Here is a 16,897-nt window from a genome sequence, read left to right as displayed (position 1 = left end):
CTGAATGGTCGCCATCAGGGTGGCGATTTGCAGATAGGAAAAGCCCTGCCCCTCCAGGTAGAGGGACCAATAAGGCAAAAGCCCTCCAAGGAGGGCGAAGAACCAGAAGTAAAGGTTAGACAGCCGCCAGTAGATGGTAGCGCCTCCCGGCTATCAGAGCTGGCCGAGTACCGGCGTATCGACGCTTACATCACCATTCTGGCCACGATGGCGCAGGTAATGATCCATCAGCACAATGGCCATCATGGCTTCGGCAATCGGCGTGGCCCGGATACCCACACAGGGGTCGTGCCGGCCAGTGGTGATCACTTCTACCGGTTTACCATTCACATCAATACTGCGGCCCGGCAGGCGCAAGCTGGATGTGGGTTTCAGGGCAATGCTGGCGACAATGGGCTGGCCGGAGGAAATACCACCCAGCACACCACCAGCGTGGTTAGACAGGAAGCCTTCCGGCGTCATTTCGTCCCGGTGCTCGGTGCCCTTCTGCTCTACGCAGCCAAAACCGGCGCCGATTTCCACACCCTTAACAGCGTTAATGCTCATCAAGGCATGGGCCAGGTCGGCATCCAGCCGGTCAAAAATCGGCTCGCCCAGCCCCGGCGGAACACCATCAGCCACCACGTTGATACGGGCGCCAATGGAGTCGCCTTCTTTACGAAGTGCGTCCATGTAGGCTTCCATTTCCGGCACCTTGTCGGCATCCGGGCAGAAGAACGGGTTCTGGTGTACCTGGTCCCAATCCAGCTTCTCGATCTTGATGGGGCCCAGCTGTGACAGGTAACCCCGAATACGAATACCCAGCCGCTGCTCCAGGAACTTGCGGGCAACGGCGCCAGCGGCCACCCGCATGGCAGTTTCCCGGGCCGAGGAACGGCCGCCGCCACGATAGTCACGCACGCCGTATTTGTGGGTGTAGGTGTAATCGGCGTGGGCCGGGCGGAACTGTTCGGAAATCCTGGAATAGTCCTTGGAGCGCTGATCGGTGTTCTCGATGATCAGGCCAATGGGCGTGCCGGTGGTTTTACCTTCGAACACGCCGGACAGAATCCGCACCTCATCCGGTTCCCGGCGCTGGGTGGTATGGCGGGAAGTGCCCGGCTTACGCAGGTCCAGGTCCTTCTGCATGTCGGCTTCAGACAACTCCAGCCCTGGAGGGCAGCCGTCGATAATGCAGCCCAGAGCTGCCCCGTGGCTTTCACCGAAGGTGGTTACGGTAAACAGTTTTCCAAATGTATTTCCGGACATAATTCAGCACTTTATAAAGGTTTTATAATAAATTACTTCAGCTGTTTCTGGCCTGCCATTCACGCAGGTCCCGGGCTGCAACCAGGAACACACCATCGCCGCCATTCTCGAATTCCAGCCAGGTCAGCGGCAGGTCCGGATAGGCATCGTCCATCGCACCCCAGGAGTTACCCACTTCCACAATCAGCAGGCCGTCTTCGGTCAGGTGGTCGGCGGCACCGGCGATGATGCGGTGGGCAATATCCAGGCCGTCGTCGCCTGCGGCAAGGCCCAGTGCCGGCTCATGCTGGTATTCTTCCGGCATGTCCGCCAGGTCTTCGGCATCCACATACGGCGGATTGCTGAGGATGACATCGTAGCGGCCCTCGATGTTGTCAAAAACATCCGAGCGAACCGTTTGTACCCGCCCTTCCAGGCCGTGCATCTCGATGTTGGATTCGGCAACCGCCAGCGCGTCTTCAGAGATATCCGACAAGTCTACTTCTGCCTCGTCGAACACCGTCGCGGCGCCGATTCCGATACAACCGCTGCCCGTGCACAGGTCCAGAATGCGCTGAACGTGGGTGCCGCCAAGCCAGGGCTGCAAGCCGTTTTCCAGCAGCTCTCCCAGCGGTGACCGGGGCACCAGTACCCGCTCATCCACGTTAAAGGGCATGCCCATGAACCAGCCTTCGCCCAGTAAATAGGCAATGGGCACACGCTCGTTAATGCGCCGCTCGATACGCTCGATGATCAGCTCCCGCTCGCTGCGGGTCAGGCGCGCATCCAGGAACAGGTTATTGTTTTCCAGCGGCAGGTGAACGCTGCGCAACACCAGTTGTACGGCTTCGTCCCACACGTTATCGGTGCCATGGCCAAAGTACAGGGGCGAGGCAGCAAACCGCGAGGCGGCATAGCGCAACAGGTCGCGAATGGTCTGCAGGTCATCTACGGGGCTGGTCACAAAGTCGGTTTCCTGGTCGGTAAGTTTCAGCCCGGCATTATACGCTGATTAGGCCGATGGCTGCAGCTTTCCGCCCGCCGGCCATCACAGCGCCAGCGGGCCGGAACTGCTGCGGCTGGCCTCAAAGCGGTCCAGGGCCGCGGTCATACGCTCACGCCCCAGCTGGATCAGCTCCGGCGCTTTGTGGAAGTCATAGCTACGGGACGCGTTCTTGGGAATGTTGATCAGCAAGTCCGGCGGATAACCGGCAATCTTGTACTGCACCAGGGCGCTCTGCATGGTTTCGATGGTCAGGTTCATCACATCAAACTTGCCAATGCCGAGCTTGTCCCAGTCGATGGTGTCGTGCTCTTCCCGCTTTTCCGCATCCGGGTGGTCGGCAGGCACCGGAGCCTTGGCCTTGGCCTCAATCGCTTTTTCCTGCGACTTTTTGGCAATCTCCCGGCTGATCTTCTGTTCCGGAGTTTCGCCCTCACTGCCCTTGCGGTTGGTAAGCGCTTTCAGGGCATCCCAGTCGAACCAGCGGGAAGCTTTGTCCCGGAGCGCATCCATCCACTCTTCCATATCGCCGCCGGTATCTTCTGCAGGCGTCAGCGCTGCGTCCGGAATTCGCTGGAGCTGCTCTTCCTCGCCCGCCAGGTTGACCGCCATAATCAGGTCTGCGTGGGCAGAGATGGTGGGAATAATCGGTAAGGGATTCAGCACGGCACCGTCAACCAGCACCCGGCCGTCCAGCACCAGCGGTGTCACCACGCTGGGAATCGCGATGGAGGCGCGGATAGCCTTGTCCAGGGGCCCTTCCTGGAACCAGATTTCCTTATGTGCCAGCAGGTCCGTCGCTACGGCCGTAAAAGGAATCGGCAGGTCTTCAATGCGGGTATCACCCAGAATTTCCCGCACGATGGAAAACACCTTCTCGCCCCGGATGGCACCGATGGAGCTGAAGGTAAGGTCCAGCAGCTTGATCACATCAAACTGCCCTAACCCGGTTACCCAGTCTTTGTACTCTTTCAGCTTGCCGGCGGCATACATACCGCCAATCAGGGCGCCCATGGAGCAGCCGGAAATCGCAGCAATCTTGTAACCACGCTCTACCAGCACCTCGATTGCGCCAATGTGGGCATAGCCCCGGGCGCCACCGCTACCCAGGGTCAAGGCAACGGTCTTGCCCTTTCCGGTCTTGCGAACATTGCTGCTGGCAGGCGCACTTGCAGGAGAAACATCAGAGCTTTTTATGACAGCACTGGCGCCGTTATCAACCGGTTTATCCTTCTGTGCCATGGCTTACCTCTTGATCACCAATACTTCTACACGATCACCACGACGATCCGGGTCTTCCACCTGCACCACGGGCCCTACCGTGACAATTCGAATCTGGCTGCGGGAGATTCCGGTTTTGCCCAGCACCTCGGCCAGGGCATCACCTGCCTGCCGGGCGCGCTCCAGGGCAGCCTCCAGACGCTCGCCGTCCTGCAGGGAGGAGAACGCGGCCAACACCACCTCGGCGCCCTCATCAGCCGCCCAGTCGGTCAGCCTGCGCCGGTCATCGGCACTGAAATCAAATCGATAGGTAACGCCACCGCTCCAGGGCACCACCACCGGCCCCTTCATGCGCCCGTTTGACGCTTCAAAGCCCGGAATGGACGCACCCGCGCCTACCTCCAGCTGCTCCACCCACACATACTCCCGCAGGTTACCGCGAGTGACGGTATACACCAGCGTGAGCCACTGTGTGCCGTTCTCGTCTTCCACTGCAGCGGCCACGTAATCCTGGCTGCCGTCACGGCCCAACAGGCGGGATTGCTGGAAAATCTGGTTGGCCCAGACATTGTTGCGGCCGCACTGGATACCGGAACACTGGTACAGAACGCTGGCGCCCCTGGCCCGGAGTTCCGTCAGGTAATGGTCCAGTGCAGCCTCGCGACTGGCATCGCGGTTGATCTCGAACAGCTGCCCCTGGCCAGACACCGGCAGGCGCGCCATTACATCGGAACGGATTTCGTTGCGAATCTCCCGCACCGGGCTGAACAGCACCAGGTGGCCGCTGGATTCAATCGCTGCGGTATTCTGCAGCGACGATTGCGAGAACTGAACAGGGGCCTGTGCCAGAGCGTTCGCCTGGACAGCACCGGCAGACGAAAACAGAACTATGGCCGCCAAACCTCTCAAAAAGCCACTGCGGGATCGGTTAAACATCAAAAAGAAACCTTTTTATGGCATCACTGACTGGCGTGGTATCGCCATCCAGGTGACAGTGGTGGCCGCCGGGAACATCCACCGTGGTCAGCTCCGGAATCAGCGCCGCGCGCTGGTCCAGCCCCTTCCGGTAAGTCAGCAGGCCTTCCTCGGCACGCACAAACAGCGTCGGAGTTTTGATGGCCGCCAAAGAGGCTTCCACCTGTTGCTCTGTCATCATCAAAGCCGTGGGGTGCCGCAACCTTGCATCGGTCTGCCAGACATACCCCACCCCGTAACTGCGCATGTTCCGGGGCACCAGCAAGCTGGCCGCCTCGGCACTCAGGGGGCTGAGGCCTCCCTCGCGAATTCGTGCTGCGGTTTCCACATCCGGATAGATCGCCGGCGGTGCCGAACCGTTACGCTTTTTCTGCAATGCCCGGCGTAGCTGGGGAATGGTTTCTTCCGCCGGGCGGCTAAGCGCCCCCAGGCTGTCGATCATCACCAGCCGCCGAACCCGCTCCGGAAAGGCCGCTGCGTACAAAGCACATACGATGCCGCCCAGAGAATGGCCGACCAGGTCTATCGGTTCTTTTTCGCTGTGCGGAAAATGGCTGTCGATCAGTTCGGAAAGGTCGCCCACATAGTCCATCAGCCAGTAGCTGTACCCCGGCGGCCGGTGGCCGGACTGGCCGTGGCCTGCCATGTCGATGGCGTGGACCGGCGCATGGGCGGCAATTTCCGGCGCAAGGTGGGCAAAGCTCATGGCGTTATCCAGCCAGCCGTGCACCATCAGCACAGGTTGCCGGGTAGCTGCTTCGCGGGGCGGATGCCAGCTCAGGCCGGCAAGGGTGATGTTTTCGAGTGGCCAGTGCGCCTCCCGGCAGTCGGCCGGAACTTCGTGCCCACTGTCGGGTAACACTGTGTCATTCATGCAAGGCAGGTCCTACATGGTGTGGGTGGGGCGATCAGAGCTCAGGGAGCCAGCCAGGTAAGATTCAATCTTGGTGCGGGCGGTTTCATCATCACCGTTGAACTGCACACCGATACCGGCAGCCCGGTTGCCCTGGGCGCCTTTCGGGGTAATCCATACAACCTTGCCGGCCACCGGGATTTTCTCCGGCTCGTCCATCAGGGTCAGCAGCAGGAAAACCTCGTCGCCAAGCTGGTACTGCTTGTGGGTGGGAATGAACAGGCCACCCTGCTTTATGTACGGCATATAGGCTGCGTACAGCGCGGCTTTGTCGTTGATAGTCTGGGTCAGAATACCACTGCGTGCTCCGAATCCGGGCCCCATATCAAACACCTTCTTTTTTCTGATATTTCGCAATCATAGCAGCTGTTAACCGCTAAAGCTCAACCTGCGGCGCGCTTTCTGGGCATCAAATCACGCCAGGCAATCAACAGCTGGCTGGCCTCCAGTTCCGGGCTGGCATTATACACGGCGGCCTCCCGGCTCTGCCGGACCTGATCCAGCAATTCATGGGCCCGCCAGGGCGGATTGCTGCGGGCCAGGAACATCAGCATATCTGCCGCTTCGGTATCATTGGGCTGACCGCCGGCGCTGCACCGGGCCAGGTCGGCGGCCCAGCTTTCGAACAGCCAAAGGGTGTCTTCCAGGCCGATGGTCTTGAAGCACTTCGCCGCATCACCCACGGTGACCTGCCCTTTCATAAACTGCTTGAACGCCTCGAAGGCCTTGTCCCGCAACCCCGGAAACTCTCCGGTGGCATATTCCAGCGCCAACCTTGGCGCATTACCCGCCAGCATCAGGCTCTTGGCCAGCACCTCGGCTCCGGGGCGCTGATCCTCCTCCAGCCCGGATACCTGCGCCGCCAGCCAGTTCTGGGCCTGTTCTTCCGCCGGCACCGGAATGGTCAACGCCTGGCACCGGGAGCGAATGGTGGGAAGCACCGGCCGGCCACTTTCCTGCAACAGCAGCAGGGTGACATCCGGCAGCGGTTCTTCCAGGGTTTTCAGCAGGGCGTTGGCGGCATTGATGTTCAAAAGGTCTGCCCGGTCGACAATGGCCACCTTGTGATGGGCCACCTGGGGCGAACCCACGGCAAAGGTAGACAGTGCCCTCACCTGGTCCACCTTCACCATACGGGATTTCTCCGGCGCGTAGATTCGCAAATCCGGATGACTGCCCGCACGCAGCAACTCACACTGCTTGCAGTGGCCGCAAGCCACCAGGTTGCCATTACCCAGGTCTTCCCGGCGATCGCACAGCAATAACCCGGCAACGGCCTCGGCCCAGGCACGCTTGCCCACACCCCGTTCGCCGGCCACCAGCAAGGCATGGGGCAGCCGGTCTTCCGCAAGCCGGTGCTGAACCGCGTGCCAGGCCTTAGTCAGCCAGGGCATGTCTTGGGCGATATCACTCATTGGGTGGAGTCCCTGTTTCGGGTACTGGTTCCGGGCCATTGCGCCGTTGCCGCTTCATGGTGCGCAGCAACCGCTTCAAACGGCGGGTATCGTCGGCAGAGGCCGGCGCAGATGAAGCACTATAGTAATGATTGTTCACGGCCCGGGCAAAGACCCGCGCCGATTCAGACACAGCGGGAACCGCCCGGGACAGCCTTTGCGCCAGCGCCTCCGGAGTTTCACCAGCCCGCACCGGAACTCCCGCCTGTTCACAGAACCGGTGCCAGCTGCTGACCACCCGGCGGAACGCATCCTGCCGTGCGCCCCGCTTCATGCCCAGGGCAGACACCAGGCCGGCCACCAGCAACGCCAGGCCGACAATACCTGCAGTCAGGTAGCCCAGTTCCTTCATACCTACGCCACCGGGCAACCGGGACATCAGATCCATCTGGCTCTGGCCCTGATAACCCACCACCCAGCGCTGCCATTGGTAGTTGATGCGGTCCAGCTGCAGTGAGGCCCACTGCAACACCTGCAGATCGCTGTAACGCTGAGGCGAGATCAGTTCGTTTTCCAGGAACGAACCTTCATCGGCCATGGCGTCCCGCAGCCCGGATTCAATCCGGCTGGGTGCGATGGCGGCCGTAGGATCAACCCTTACCCAGCCGCGCCCTTCAATCCAAACTTCCACCCAGGCGTGGGCATCGTATTGACGAACAATGTAATACTCGTTGTTGGCACCGGCGTCGCCACCCTGGTAACCCACAACCACCCTTGCCGGAATACCTGCTGCCCGGAACACAAAGGTCGCTGCACCGGCATAGTGGGCACAGAACCCCCGCTTTTCATCGAACAGCAGTGCATCAATGCCATCTTCCGGCATGGCCGGTGGCCGAAGCGTGTAGAAATACTCCTGCTCCCGGAACCGGCGCATCAACTCCATCACCGTTTGTTCCGGGCTTAACTGCGAACCCAACTGCTGCGCCAGTTCCCGTGCCCGGGGATTCCCCTGCGCCGGCAGCTGCAGGTATCGGCGTTGTTCCAGCGGTGACAACCCCTGCACTGCGCTGCTCGCCGCCACATTGCCCAGAGCCATCCGATAGCGCACAGAGCTGTCTGCCGGGCGCCGGAAACGGAACAGGTTTTGCTCTGCCTCTACCACGTTATCCGAGACAGCTTCGGAGCCATCCAGGGCGAACGCCCAGCGCTGGTCGGTAGGCTCCAGCAGCACATCGTACTGGTTCGGCTCCAGCGCCCCCACGCCGCCATCAATGGCTACGCGGCCCGGCCGGAAGAAACGCTCGGAATCGCCCTGGCGCCAGGTTTCGCCGTCCAGGCGGTCCAGGATCAGCCCGCGCCAGTATCGGTCACGGTAATCCGGGGCATCACCACCGAAGGTCACCCGAAAGGCCCGTTCGCTGCTCTGGGCCAGGTTGGAGATATCTCCCGGGCGCATGGTGTCCGAAATCCCGCTCTGGGCCTGGCCAGACACCATGGGCACACTCCACAGCGGCGCCATGCGGGGGAAGAACACAAACAGCAGGATCACCACCGGCAGGGTTTTCAGCATCAGAAGGCCAAGGCGCTTCCAGCCCCGGCCGATGGCATTGGGCAGGTCCGGCGCGTTTATGGTTTGCAGCCCCACCAGCAACAGTGCAATGGCGGCAAAGTTCACCAGCGCCCAGAGAATGTCCTGCCGGAACAGGAAATTCACCGTGGCCAGGTACACCAGGATAAAGAACAGCACATAGAAGTCCCGGGCACTGCGGGTTTCCAGCCATTTCAGGCCCACGGCCAGCACAAAGAACGAGGCGGCGGTATCCACCGTAAAGCGCCCCTGAACCGTGGCAATGTACACCGCCATCAGGATCAGCATGATACCGGTGCGCAACCAGCGCCCGGGCAAACGCACCCGGCCCATCTGCGCCAGCCAGCGCCAGCCGGCCAGCACCACACAGGCCGCAATCAGCCACACCGGAAGTCGATCCCACTGGGGCACAAGCAATACCGCAAAGGCCACAATCAACCACAGCAGCGCCTTGCCGGGAATGGTTTCTTTCGGCGGTTCTTCGCGGCCACTGAACAGGCCAAAAGGCAGGGAAAGCTTCATGCTGCCTTGCCTCCCCCTGCTGCCCGATCCAGTTTCCTGCGGGTACCAAAGGCCCTGGCATCATCATCCCGAGGCTTTTCCTCGCCCCAGATAGCCAGCGCCCGCAGGCAACGCTCCACATGCACCTTGCCGGAATCCGGCTCGATCACCTCACCGGGCAGGTTCAGGCCGAAACGGGCGCCCTTTGCTGCCCTGTCCTGCACCAGCCAGGCCAGGTAACTCAAACGCAGTTCGTTATCCACGCCGGGAAACGCGGCAAAATCCAACCAGTGCGGGCTGCCCTGCTTCGCTTCCCAATCTGCCACCACCATCTGGCCGGAGCGGGCAAAGCGCTTCCACATCACCCTGGGGCTTAAGTCCCCTTCCCGCCAGGGCCGCAGGTCGGCTTCGTCCTGCCCGGCTGTTTTTGCAGCAGAAGCGCTTTCGGGGCCATCCTCCAGGGTACTGAGTGCTTCCGGCGCCGCTAATGGCCGCGGAAACACCAACCCGGCCGAAGACGGCCGCACCCAGGACCAGGCCTTCAGCAAACCAAACGGAAACCGGGTTTCAATACGTACCCGGTCGGGGCGCAGATAGCCGCGCCAGGCCGAAGGAACAGGCAGGGTGACGTCTTTCGACTCCCCGGCTGGCACATGAATGCCCACAACCCGGGAGTCCTCCACCGACAATCTGATCGACAAGGCATCGTCCTTGCCACTGCTGACCCGGAACCGGAAAGGAATATCTTCACCAGCCACACCTTCCCCCGGCTGAACGAGCGCCAGCGTCAAGCCGGACAGATTGCGATGGGTCTGATGCATGGCTCCCACAAACAGGGCGCCCAGCATGAAAGTAAGCAGGTAAATCAGGCTGTTCTGATAATTGATGCCGGTAATCAGCATGATCAGCAACAGAATACCGAACACCACACCGGCGCCGGTGGGCAGAATGAAGATGTTTTTCTGGCTGAACAGAACGCTGTCTGAACGGGGAATACGGCGGTTGATCCAGCGGCTGAAACGACGGCCAACAGATTGTTTTATCATGCCCATCAGGCCGGAAGACTCCTGAAAAGTTCAATGCGGTTTACGGACTATGAAACCATATCCACAGTGTTTTTATAACTGTACTCCGTAGGGAAAGATTCTGATCACAATACCGGCACTTTCCGGTTGAAATCGTGTCAGACAAACCGAATACTGACAAAATGAAGCGCATAGCCTGAATGCCTTGAGTTCGGCAGTCTCCGCAGTCTCAGCAGCGCCTCTGCACACACCGGTTACCCAAGAGGCAACTCATGATACGTCGCAAACTGCTTGCCGCTGCCATAACGGCCGCCATCGCTGCTCCCGCCACCGCGGGCGTACAAACCATGACGTCTGACGAAATGGTGGAAACCTACGTAGAAGACTCCGCCGTTATCGTGGTACCCAAAGACCAGCAGAAGTCCGAGGCAGATCGCCAGCGCATCATCCAGGCCCTGACCATTTCCCCGGGCGAGCCGGTCGTCACCGAGGCAGAAGAGGAAGCCTACCGGGAAGCCCTGCAACGCTACCTGGAAGATGACCGCAAAGATTCCTTAACCGACGCCGAAGAAGAGTTCCTGCGCCGCGCCCTGCTGCTGCCAGTCGACGAACTGGCAAGGGTACAGCCACCAGCCGAATTCCGCCCGGACATCCCCCAGCTGATCTTCGGCCAGCAACCGGAAATCCCGGACGAGCCCTTCACCCAGACCTTCCTGAACGACCAGCTGGGTATCGGCTTTGACGGCCAGAACCTGAATTTCAGCATTGGTAATCCGCCGGGGGTAGACCGGATCAATATTCCGCAGGGGATTAACGAAGGGCCGATTAATCTGACACCGCGACCTGGGGGTGGGTTTGATCTTTCTATTCAGGTGCCGGATCAGTAAGGCCTGATAACAATTCTTACGATTAATGAAAAACGGCAGCCGGTGAGCTGCCGTTTTTTGTGCCTGCGTGTTCTGCAGAAACAAAAACGCCCCGCCGAGGCGGGGCGTTGCACCAGTTTTGGTGTCAGGTCGGATTAGCGACCGTAGACCACAAGCTTGGTGTCAGTGATGGCTACGTTATTCAGAGCCACAGAACCGATTGACAGATTAGGCCCGCCGGTGCCAGTGCCATCGTTACCGATGAGGATATCGCCAATAGATACGTCGAGATACACGTCATTCACATCGATGTTCAAGGCTTCGTTAACACCAGCCGCTTTCGCCTCGCCGCTGTAGACATTAACATCCACGTAAGCGTAACCCTTAGACAGATAGGCATCGGCTGTTGCATTACCAGTTCCGCCAACAGGCAGGGAACCAGAGACCTTCAGGTCACGAATACCCACACCCATAAAGTCAACATCGAAATCCATGTCAGCCACATTGAAAGCCGTGGAAATGTTCAGCAGGCCGGTACCAGCTGTTTGGCCGGTCTCCACCGTATCCTGGTTACGAACAGCGATGTCCAGTTTTGCCAGATAACCATAACCACTCATTCCCGAAATGAGGGTGGTTTCAGCTCCAGCGGAAGAGCTCAACTTAATCTCATCGACGGTGACACCCCAGTCGATTGGCGCAGGCGAATCTGGAGTTCCATCGCCATCAATATCAATTGTTGAAAGTGAAGCGATATGGATTATCGCATCACCATTCGCTGCAACGTCGATATTAATCGCCAAATCATCTAATAGACCAGAGTCTTGTGTCGGCGTGAAATCTACCGGATTACCGCCTTCTTCCACAAACTTCTTAAATGCGACAGCGTCTTTGGCAGTTAGGCCTCCGGCAACGCCAGCACCACCAAGAGTAATACCACTAACTACAAATGAACCACCCTCTGCTGCGTCGGCATAAGGATTTCCGAAACCATCAACAATTGGTTTGGTTGGATCGGTTTGATAACCATCTGTATCAGTATAACGGAACTCACCAATACTAACCTTCGTTTGCAACTCGATGGTTACACCTGCCTGGCCAGTGACGTTACCCATTGCGGTATCGTCAAGGGCTTTCATGCCGGCGTGGGAAGCGAACGGTGCAGCGGCAATAGCCGTTGCCAGAGCAATTTTCTTCAGGCCTTTCATTATTTTCTCCTTGAACAACTCAATTTTTGTTGTACGAGTTTCTTAATGGAGCGTCATACTCCACGCCTTCATTTAAGATTGTTTAACACTCCTAGTCCGTGACGGTCTTCACAGTCTATTAAACCGACCACTACCCCCTGATCAAAACTGCGAACCTGCATCATTCGATCTCCGGCTTACCTTCATAAAACCATTGAAAAGGCTTTTTATGGCTTACAGGCTCGCCCCAGACAATTTCTCCACCCTCTACCTCATAGCCCACCACCTTGTGGCCCGACACACCAACCATGTGCTCATGCTCGATAACCAACGCCTTAGTCTCATCACCCTCATGAAGCTGGCCAGCATAGAGTATTGCTGCTGCGACTATTTGTTTGCGCTGTGCGATTGATTTAATTGCCGCCCGATACATCAGCAATTTTACTGATGGAGGGGCACCTACGGCTTGTCCGTCCATATTGATTCGCTTAACGGTTTCGCCATCTTTCATCAGCATCCAGGCTGCAGGCATGACTTCTTCAGAACCGAGCAGATCCGGCTCATATTCCTCGGTTGCTTCAGCGACCAAGTTAACGAGCTGCTCCCGAGCCGCCGTCAGAATAAAGGCCAACTCTTTCTTGGCAGATTCTTCGTCTGTGGCCGAATCATTTGCGTGCACCACGGGGCTCAGCATGCTGACGCTAAAAACAAGGCCAATGCCAAGAATGGATGTGTGAACGAACCGCTTAAATCTACACATAGAGTTATTCCACTTATTGTTTTACAGATTCCCAGAACCCGGGCTGAAACTCCGGTAAAATACCGGCCACCCGATTTCTTGCGTAAAACCATTAGATCAGCGCCTGTCCCGATCGGACAACGCCCGTTTTGTGCAGCGTGTAGCATTCTTCCAATTTTTAACGGAGGTAACTTGGCCTTTCCTGTCTGCCAGTTCATTTCCCGCCAGCAGTTTGATCAGCTTTGCAGCCATTCGGCGGCAGAGCCGGACTTTGTATTTCTGGGTGGCCAGGCGATTTCGGGCGGGCGCGGGGCTGCGCGGGGGTTCTCCTGCCATGCGGTAGAAAGGGTCTCGTTGCCAGCCAATGCAGGCATGGGCGTGGACACTCAGGCTTTGGCCCGGGAGATGGAACAACTTGCGGCGCCTTACCAGCCTGCACTCTGTTCGTTAAAGGAAGCGCCCTGCCCGCTGATCGGCGGCTGGGTGGGCAGCCTGGCCTATGAATTCGGCTATGCCCGCGAGGCAAAGCTGCAGGGGCTGGTACAGGAGCTGCCATTGCCGCTGATGTTTGCCGGGCTGTACCTGTGGTTTGCCAGTGAAGACCTGGAATCAGGGAACTGTTATCTGTGGGTACACCCGGACTTGCCGCAGGATCAGCAGAAACAGCTGGAGAACTGGCTGGCTACGCCCGCTGCGCCACAACCAGAGCACTGGGCCATGGAGCAGCCGTTCAAACCGACTCAAGCCCCGGCCGATTTCCGAAATCACGTGCAACAGGTGCAGGATTACATCCAGGCTGGCGATTGCTATCAGGCCAATCTGTCCCAGTCTTTTGAAGGCCACTACAGTGGCGATCCCTGGCTGGCGTTCACGGAACTGAGCCTTGCCAACCCCACACCCTACGCGGCGTTTCTGCGCCATGAAGGCAGCGCGGTGGTGTCGGTTTCACCGGAGCGGTTTCTCGCAATCCGCGACGGGGTGATCGAAACCAGTCCGATCAAAGGCACCCGGCGGCGTGGTGCCACGCCGGAGCAGGACAAGGCCCTGGCCGATGAGCTGCTGGCCTCGGAAAAAGACCGTGCGGAAAACCTGATGATTGTGGATTTGCTGCGCAACGACCTGAGCGTGAACGCCCTGCCCGGCTCGGTGAAGGTGGACGAGTTGTTTGCGCTGGAAAGTTACCAGAATGTGCACCACCTGGTGAGCCACATTCGCGCACAACTCAAGCCCAGTGTCAGCCCGTTACAGGCGCTGTTTGATGCCTTCCCCGGCGGCTCGATCACCGGCGCCCCGAAAATCCGGGCTATGGAGATTATTCACGAGCTGGAGCCCCACTGGCGCGGGCCCTATTGCGGGTCGGTGTTCTATTACGGGCTGGATGGGCGGCTGGACAGCAACATTGCCATTCGCACCCTGCTGTGTGAGGCGAACGGAACGATCAGATGCTGGGGTGGCGGCGGAATTGTGGCGGATTCAGACCCGGAAGCGGAGTATCAGGAAACCCTGACCAAGGTGAAGCCGCTGATGGACTTTCTGGAACAACTAAAGCGGTAAGGGCTGTGATCTGTGCCGCAGGGTTTCCCGCAGCGGCACAGACCGGAATACCGGAAAATCAGGCGCTGTGAATGGCGCTGGCTTTCAGGAATTCTTGCTTCAGGTCGTCAAAGTTGTGCACCGCCGGGAACTGCGGGAACTCGTCGATCACGTTCTGGGGCGCGTGGAACAGAATACCGGCTTCGGCCTGGCCCAGCATGGTGGTGTCGTTGTAGGAATCACCGGCGGCAATCACCCGGTAGTTCAGCAACTGGAAGGCCCGCACAGACTGGCGCTTGGGGTCGCGCTGACGCAGCAGGTAGTTGGTAATCTGGCCGTTGTCGGCCACTTCCAGCTTATGGCACAGCAGCGCCGGGTAGCCCAGCTTCTTCATCAGCGGCATAGCGAATTCGTAGAAGGTGTCCGACAGGATCACCACCTGGAAACGCTCACGCAGCCAGTCCAGGAACTCCCGGGCGCCGGGCAGCGGGTCCAGGGTGCCGATCACTTCCTGGATTTCCGGCAGGCCGTAACCGTGCTCGTCCAGAATGCGCAGGCGCTGCTTCATCAGTACGTCGTAGTCAGGAATATCCCGGGTGGTTGCCTTGAGTTCTTCAATACCGGTTTTTTCTGCAAAGGCGATCCAGATTTCCGGGATCAGTACGCCCTCAAGGTCAAGACATGCGAGTTCCACAACGGTCTCCTGAATAAATGATAAGGTGGCAGGCACAACAGGCGCCCGACTTGCTGCCGCGTATGATATGAAAAACGGGGCGGGAATGCATCGGGAATCCCGGCCTTTAACCTGCCGGCGAGCTATAAATATATAGTTTGTCATTCCTTCAGGTTATTACCGGTTTGATGATAGCCTTGCGGCAACACGATAACGATTGCTGGAACAACATGACTGATATCGATTCTCTGCGCAGCGAGCTGGACGGCCAGAGCCCACGGGCCATCCTGAAAGCCGCCCTCGCCCGCTATGACAATATCGCCATTTCCTTCAGTGGTGCGGAAGATGTGGTGCTGATCGAAATGGCCCACAAGCTGACGGACAACCTGCAGGTGTTCACCCTGGACACCGGCCGGCTGCACCCGGAAACCTACGAGTTTATCGAGAAAGTGCGCCAGCATTACGGCATTGAGATTGAAGTGCTGTTTCCGGATGCCGCAGAAGTCCAAGCGCTGGTCAGCAAGAAAGGACTTTTCAGTTTCTATGAAGACGGCCATTCGGAATGCTGCGGCATCCGCAAGGTGAACCCGCTGCGCAAGAAACTGGCCACGGTGGATGCCTGGATTACCGGCCAGCGCCGGGACCAGAGCCCGGGCACCCGGAACGAGGTGCCGGTGGTGCAGGTCGATACGGCGTTCTCTACCGATGATAAAACGCTGGTGAAGTTCAACCCGCTGGCGAACTGGACCTCTAAAGAAGTCTGGGACTACATCCGCATGGCAGAAGCCCCCTACAACAGCCTGCACGAAAAGGGTTTTGTCAGCATCGGCTGCCAGCCCTGCACCCGCCCGGTACTGCCAGGCCAGCACGAGCGCGAAGGCCGCTGGTGGTGGGAAGAAGCCACCCACAAGGAATGCGGCTTGCATGCCGGCAACCTGATTGGCAAATCCGGCTGATCAGTAAACCGGCAGCTCAATGTCCTTGAACAGTTCCTGAATCTCGGTACGGCTGCCCTGATGGGCGACTACGCGATCCACCATTTCCTTGGTCAGGTGGGGGGCAAACCGCTGCATGAAGTCATACATGTAGCCCCGCAGGAAAGTTCCCTTGCGGAACCCAAGGCGGGTTACGGAAGACCGGAACAGTTTGCTGGCATCCAGCGCCACCAGATCGGTATCGGTTTTCGGGTCAAACGCCATGCTGGCGATAATGCCCACGCCCAGTCCGAGGCGAACGTAGGTTTTGATAACGTCGGCATCCGCCGCTGTGAACACCACTTTCGGGGTCAAACCCTTGGACTGGAAAGCCTCATCCAGCTTGGAGCGGCCGGTAAAGCCGAACACGTAGGTGACCAGCTGGTACTCGGCCAGCTCTTCCAGCGTCAGCTCCTGCCCCCTGGCCAGTGGATGGTCTTTCGGCACCACCACGCAGCGGTTCCAGCGATAGCAGGGCATCATCAGCAGGTCGTTGAACAGGTCCATGCCCTCGGTGGCGATGGCAAAGTCCACGGCACCGTTGGCTGCCATCTCGGAGATCTGCATGGGCGTACCCTGGTGCATATGCAGCGACACATCCGGATACTCTTCAATAAAGCCGCTGATCACCGGCGGCAAGGCGTAGCGTGCCTGGGTGTGGGTAGTAGCAATACTGAGGTCGCCCTTGCGCTGGTTGCTGAACTCCTGGGCAATTTTTTTGATGCCCTCTACCCGGCGCAGGATTTCTCCGGCCTCGCGGATGATAATCTCGCCGCCCGGGGTGATGCGGGTCAGGTGCTTGCCGCTGCGGGCAAATACTTCCAGCCCCAGCTCGTCTTCCAGCAGGCGGATCTGCTTGGAAATGCCCGGCTGTGAGGTAAACAGGCTCTGGGCGGTGGCGGACACATTCAAATCGTGGTGCGCAACTTCCCAGATATACCGCAGTTGTTGTAGTTTCATTGAATCTGTCGCTCCCTGGATGAGTCTACCGCCTGATAATACGCATAAGAACAGTTATTTTCATTCTTTTTTGATATACAAAAGGTAACTGTATTCAGTGTAGACCAATTCCATGCTTTCG

The 16,897-nt window shown here is 58.7% G+C and carries 17 protein-coding genes; 3 read left to right on the top strand and 14 right to left on the bottom strand.

Features of this window, described 5'->3' with window-relative positions:
• The 10 genes from B2589_RS14365 to B2589_RS12060 all read right to left on the bottom strand — a co-directional run.
• A partial coding sequence (locus tag B2589_RS14365) for a hypothetical protein (protein WP_414673957.1) occupies window positions 1–78 on the bottom strand: 78 nt, incomplete at its 3' end.
• Between the two features lie 75 nt (window positions 79–153).
• A complete protein-coding gene (gene aroC, locus B2589_RS12100) occupies window positions 154–1,248 on the bottom strand; it encodes a chorismate synthase (RefSeq protein ID WP_286816743.1) in 1,095 nt (364 codons plus the stop codon).
• Window positions 1,249–1,285: 37 nt separating this feature from the next.
• A complete protein-coding gene (gene prmB, locus B2589_RS12095) occupies window positions 1,286–2,191 on the bottom strand; it encodes a 50S ribosomal protein L3 N(5)-glutamine methyltransferase (RefSeq protein WP_022990110.1) in 906 nt (301 codons plus the stop codon).
• A gap of 84 nt (window positions 2,192–2,275) precedes the next feature.
• On the bottom strand, window positions 2,276–3,472 hold the full coding sequence (locus tag B2589_RS12090) for a patatin-like phospholipase family protein (RefSeq protein ID WP_286816742.1): 1,197 nt from the start codon (window positions 3,470–3,472) through the stop codon (window positions 2,276–2,278).
• Between the two features lie 3 nt (window positions 3,473–3,475).
• A complete protein-coding gene (locus tag B2589_RS12085; RefSeq protein ID WP_286816741.1) occupies window positions 3,476–4,387 on the bottom strand; it encodes a DUF4892 domain-containing protein in 912 nt (303 codons plus the stop codon).
• Window positions 4,380–5,300, bottom strand: coding sequence for an alpha/beta fold hydrolase (locus B2589_RS12080; RefSeq protein ID WP_286816740.1), 921 nt, complete (start codon window positions 5,298–5,300; stop codon window positions 4,380–4,382). The genes B2589_RS12085 and B2589_RS12080 overlap by 8 nt, the downstream gene beginning before the upstream one ends.
• Before the next feature lie 12 nt (window positions 5,301–5,312).
• Window positions 5,313–5,663, bottom strand: a complete 351-nt coding sequence (locus B2589_RS12075) for a PilZ domain-containing protein (RefSeq protein WP_022990106.1) — start codon at window positions 5,661–5,663, stop codon at window positions 5,313–5,315.
• 59 nt (window positions 5,664–5,722) lie between these two features.
• Complete coding sequence (holB, locus tag B2589_RS12070) at window positions 5,723–6,754, bottom strand: DNA polymerase III subunit delta' (RefSeq protein WP_286816739.1); 1,032 nt, start codon at window positions 6,752–6,754, stop codon at window positions 5,723–5,725.
• Window positions 6,747–8,843 carry a transglutaminase TgpA family protein gene (locus B2589_RS12065; protein WP_286816738.1) on the bottom strand — a complete coding sequence of 699 codons (2,097 nt, stop codon included), beginning with the start codon at window positions 8,841–8,843 and terminating at the stop codon, window positions 6,747–6,749. The genes holB and B2589_RS12065 overlap by 8 nt, the downstream gene beginning before the upstream one ends.
• Window positions 8,840–9,868 (bottom strand): DUF58 domain-containing protein, encoded by a 1,029-nt coding sequence (locus B2589_RS12060; protein WP_286816879.1) that lies wholly within the window; start codon window positions 9,866–9,868, stop codon window positions 8,840–8,842. Before B2589_RS12060 ends, B2589_RS12065 begins: the two co-directional genes overlap by 4 nt.
• A 251-nt stretch (window positions 9,869–10,119) precedes the next feature.
• Between B2589_RS12060 and B2589_RS12055 the strand changes: the two genes are divergently transcribed.
• Complete coding sequence (locus B2589_RS12055; protein WP_286816737.1) at window positions 10,120–10,734, top strand: hypothetical protein; 615 nt, start codon at window positions 10,120–10,122, stop codon at window positions 10,732–10,734.
• A 134-nt stretch (window positions 10,735–10,868) separates the two neighbouring features.
• Here B2589_RS12055 and B2589_RS12050 read toward each other — a convergent pair whose 3' ends face one another.
• Together B2589_RS12050 and B2589_RS12045 are read right to left on the bottom strand one after the other, a co-directional pair.
• Window positions 10,869–11,918 (bottom strand): DUF6160 family protein, encoded by a 1,050-nt coding sequence (locus B2589_RS12050; protein ID WP_286816736.1) that lies wholly within the window; start codon window positions 11,916–11,918, stop codon window positions 10,869–10,871.
• 160 nt (window positions 11,919–12,078) lie between these two features.
• Entirely contained in the window at window positions 12,079–12,657 is a 579-nt protein-coding gene (locus B2589_RS12045) for a hypothetical protein (RefSeq protein WP_286816735.1), read from the bottom strand.
• 171 nt (window positions 12,658–12,828) lie between these two features.
• Here B2589_RS12045 and pabB point away from each other — a divergent pair, with 171 nt between their 5' ends.
• A complete protein-coding gene (pabB, locus tag B2589_RS12040; RefSeq protein WP_286816734.1) occupies window positions 12,829–14,190 on the top strand; it encodes an aminodeoxychorismate synthase component I in 1,362 nt (453 codons plus the stop codon).
• Between the two features lie 58 nt (window positions 14,191–14,248).
• On the opposite strand, the gene thrH is transcribed toward pabB, so the two are convergent.
• Entirely contained in the window at window positions 14,249–14,863 is a 615-nt protein-coding gene (gene thrH, locus B2589_RS12035) for a bifunctional phosphoserine phosphatase/homoserine phosphotransferase ThrH (protein ID WP_273134582.1), read from the bottom strand.
• 209 nt (window positions 14,864–15,072) lie between these two features.
• Between thrH and B2589_RS12030 the strand changes: the two genes are divergently transcribed.
• Window positions 15,073–15,798 carry a phosphoadenylyl-sulfate reductase gene (locus B2589_RS12030; RefSeq protein WP_286816733.1) on the top strand — a complete coding sequence of 242 codons (726 nt, stop codon included), beginning with the start codon at window positions 15,073–15,075 and terminating at the stop codon, window positions 15,796–15,798.
• Here the strand turns inward: B2589_RS12030 and cysB are convergent, their stop codons facing one another.
• Window positions 15,799–16,776, bottom strand: coding sequence for an HTH-type transcriptional regulator CysB (gene cysB, locus B2589_RS12025; RefSeq protein ID WP_286816732.1), 978 nt, complete (start codon window positions 16,774–16,776; stop codon window positions 15,799–15,801).
• Between the last annotated feature and the right edge of the window lie 121 nt (window positions 16,777–16,897).

The organism is Marinobacter sp. UBA3607, from assembly GCF_002375525.1.
Lineage (GTDB): Bacteria > Pseudomonadota > Gammaproteobacteria > Pseudomonadales > Oleiphilaceae > Marinobacter > Marinobacter vinifirmus.
This window is presented reverse-complemented; position numbering and strand designations above follow the sequence as displayed.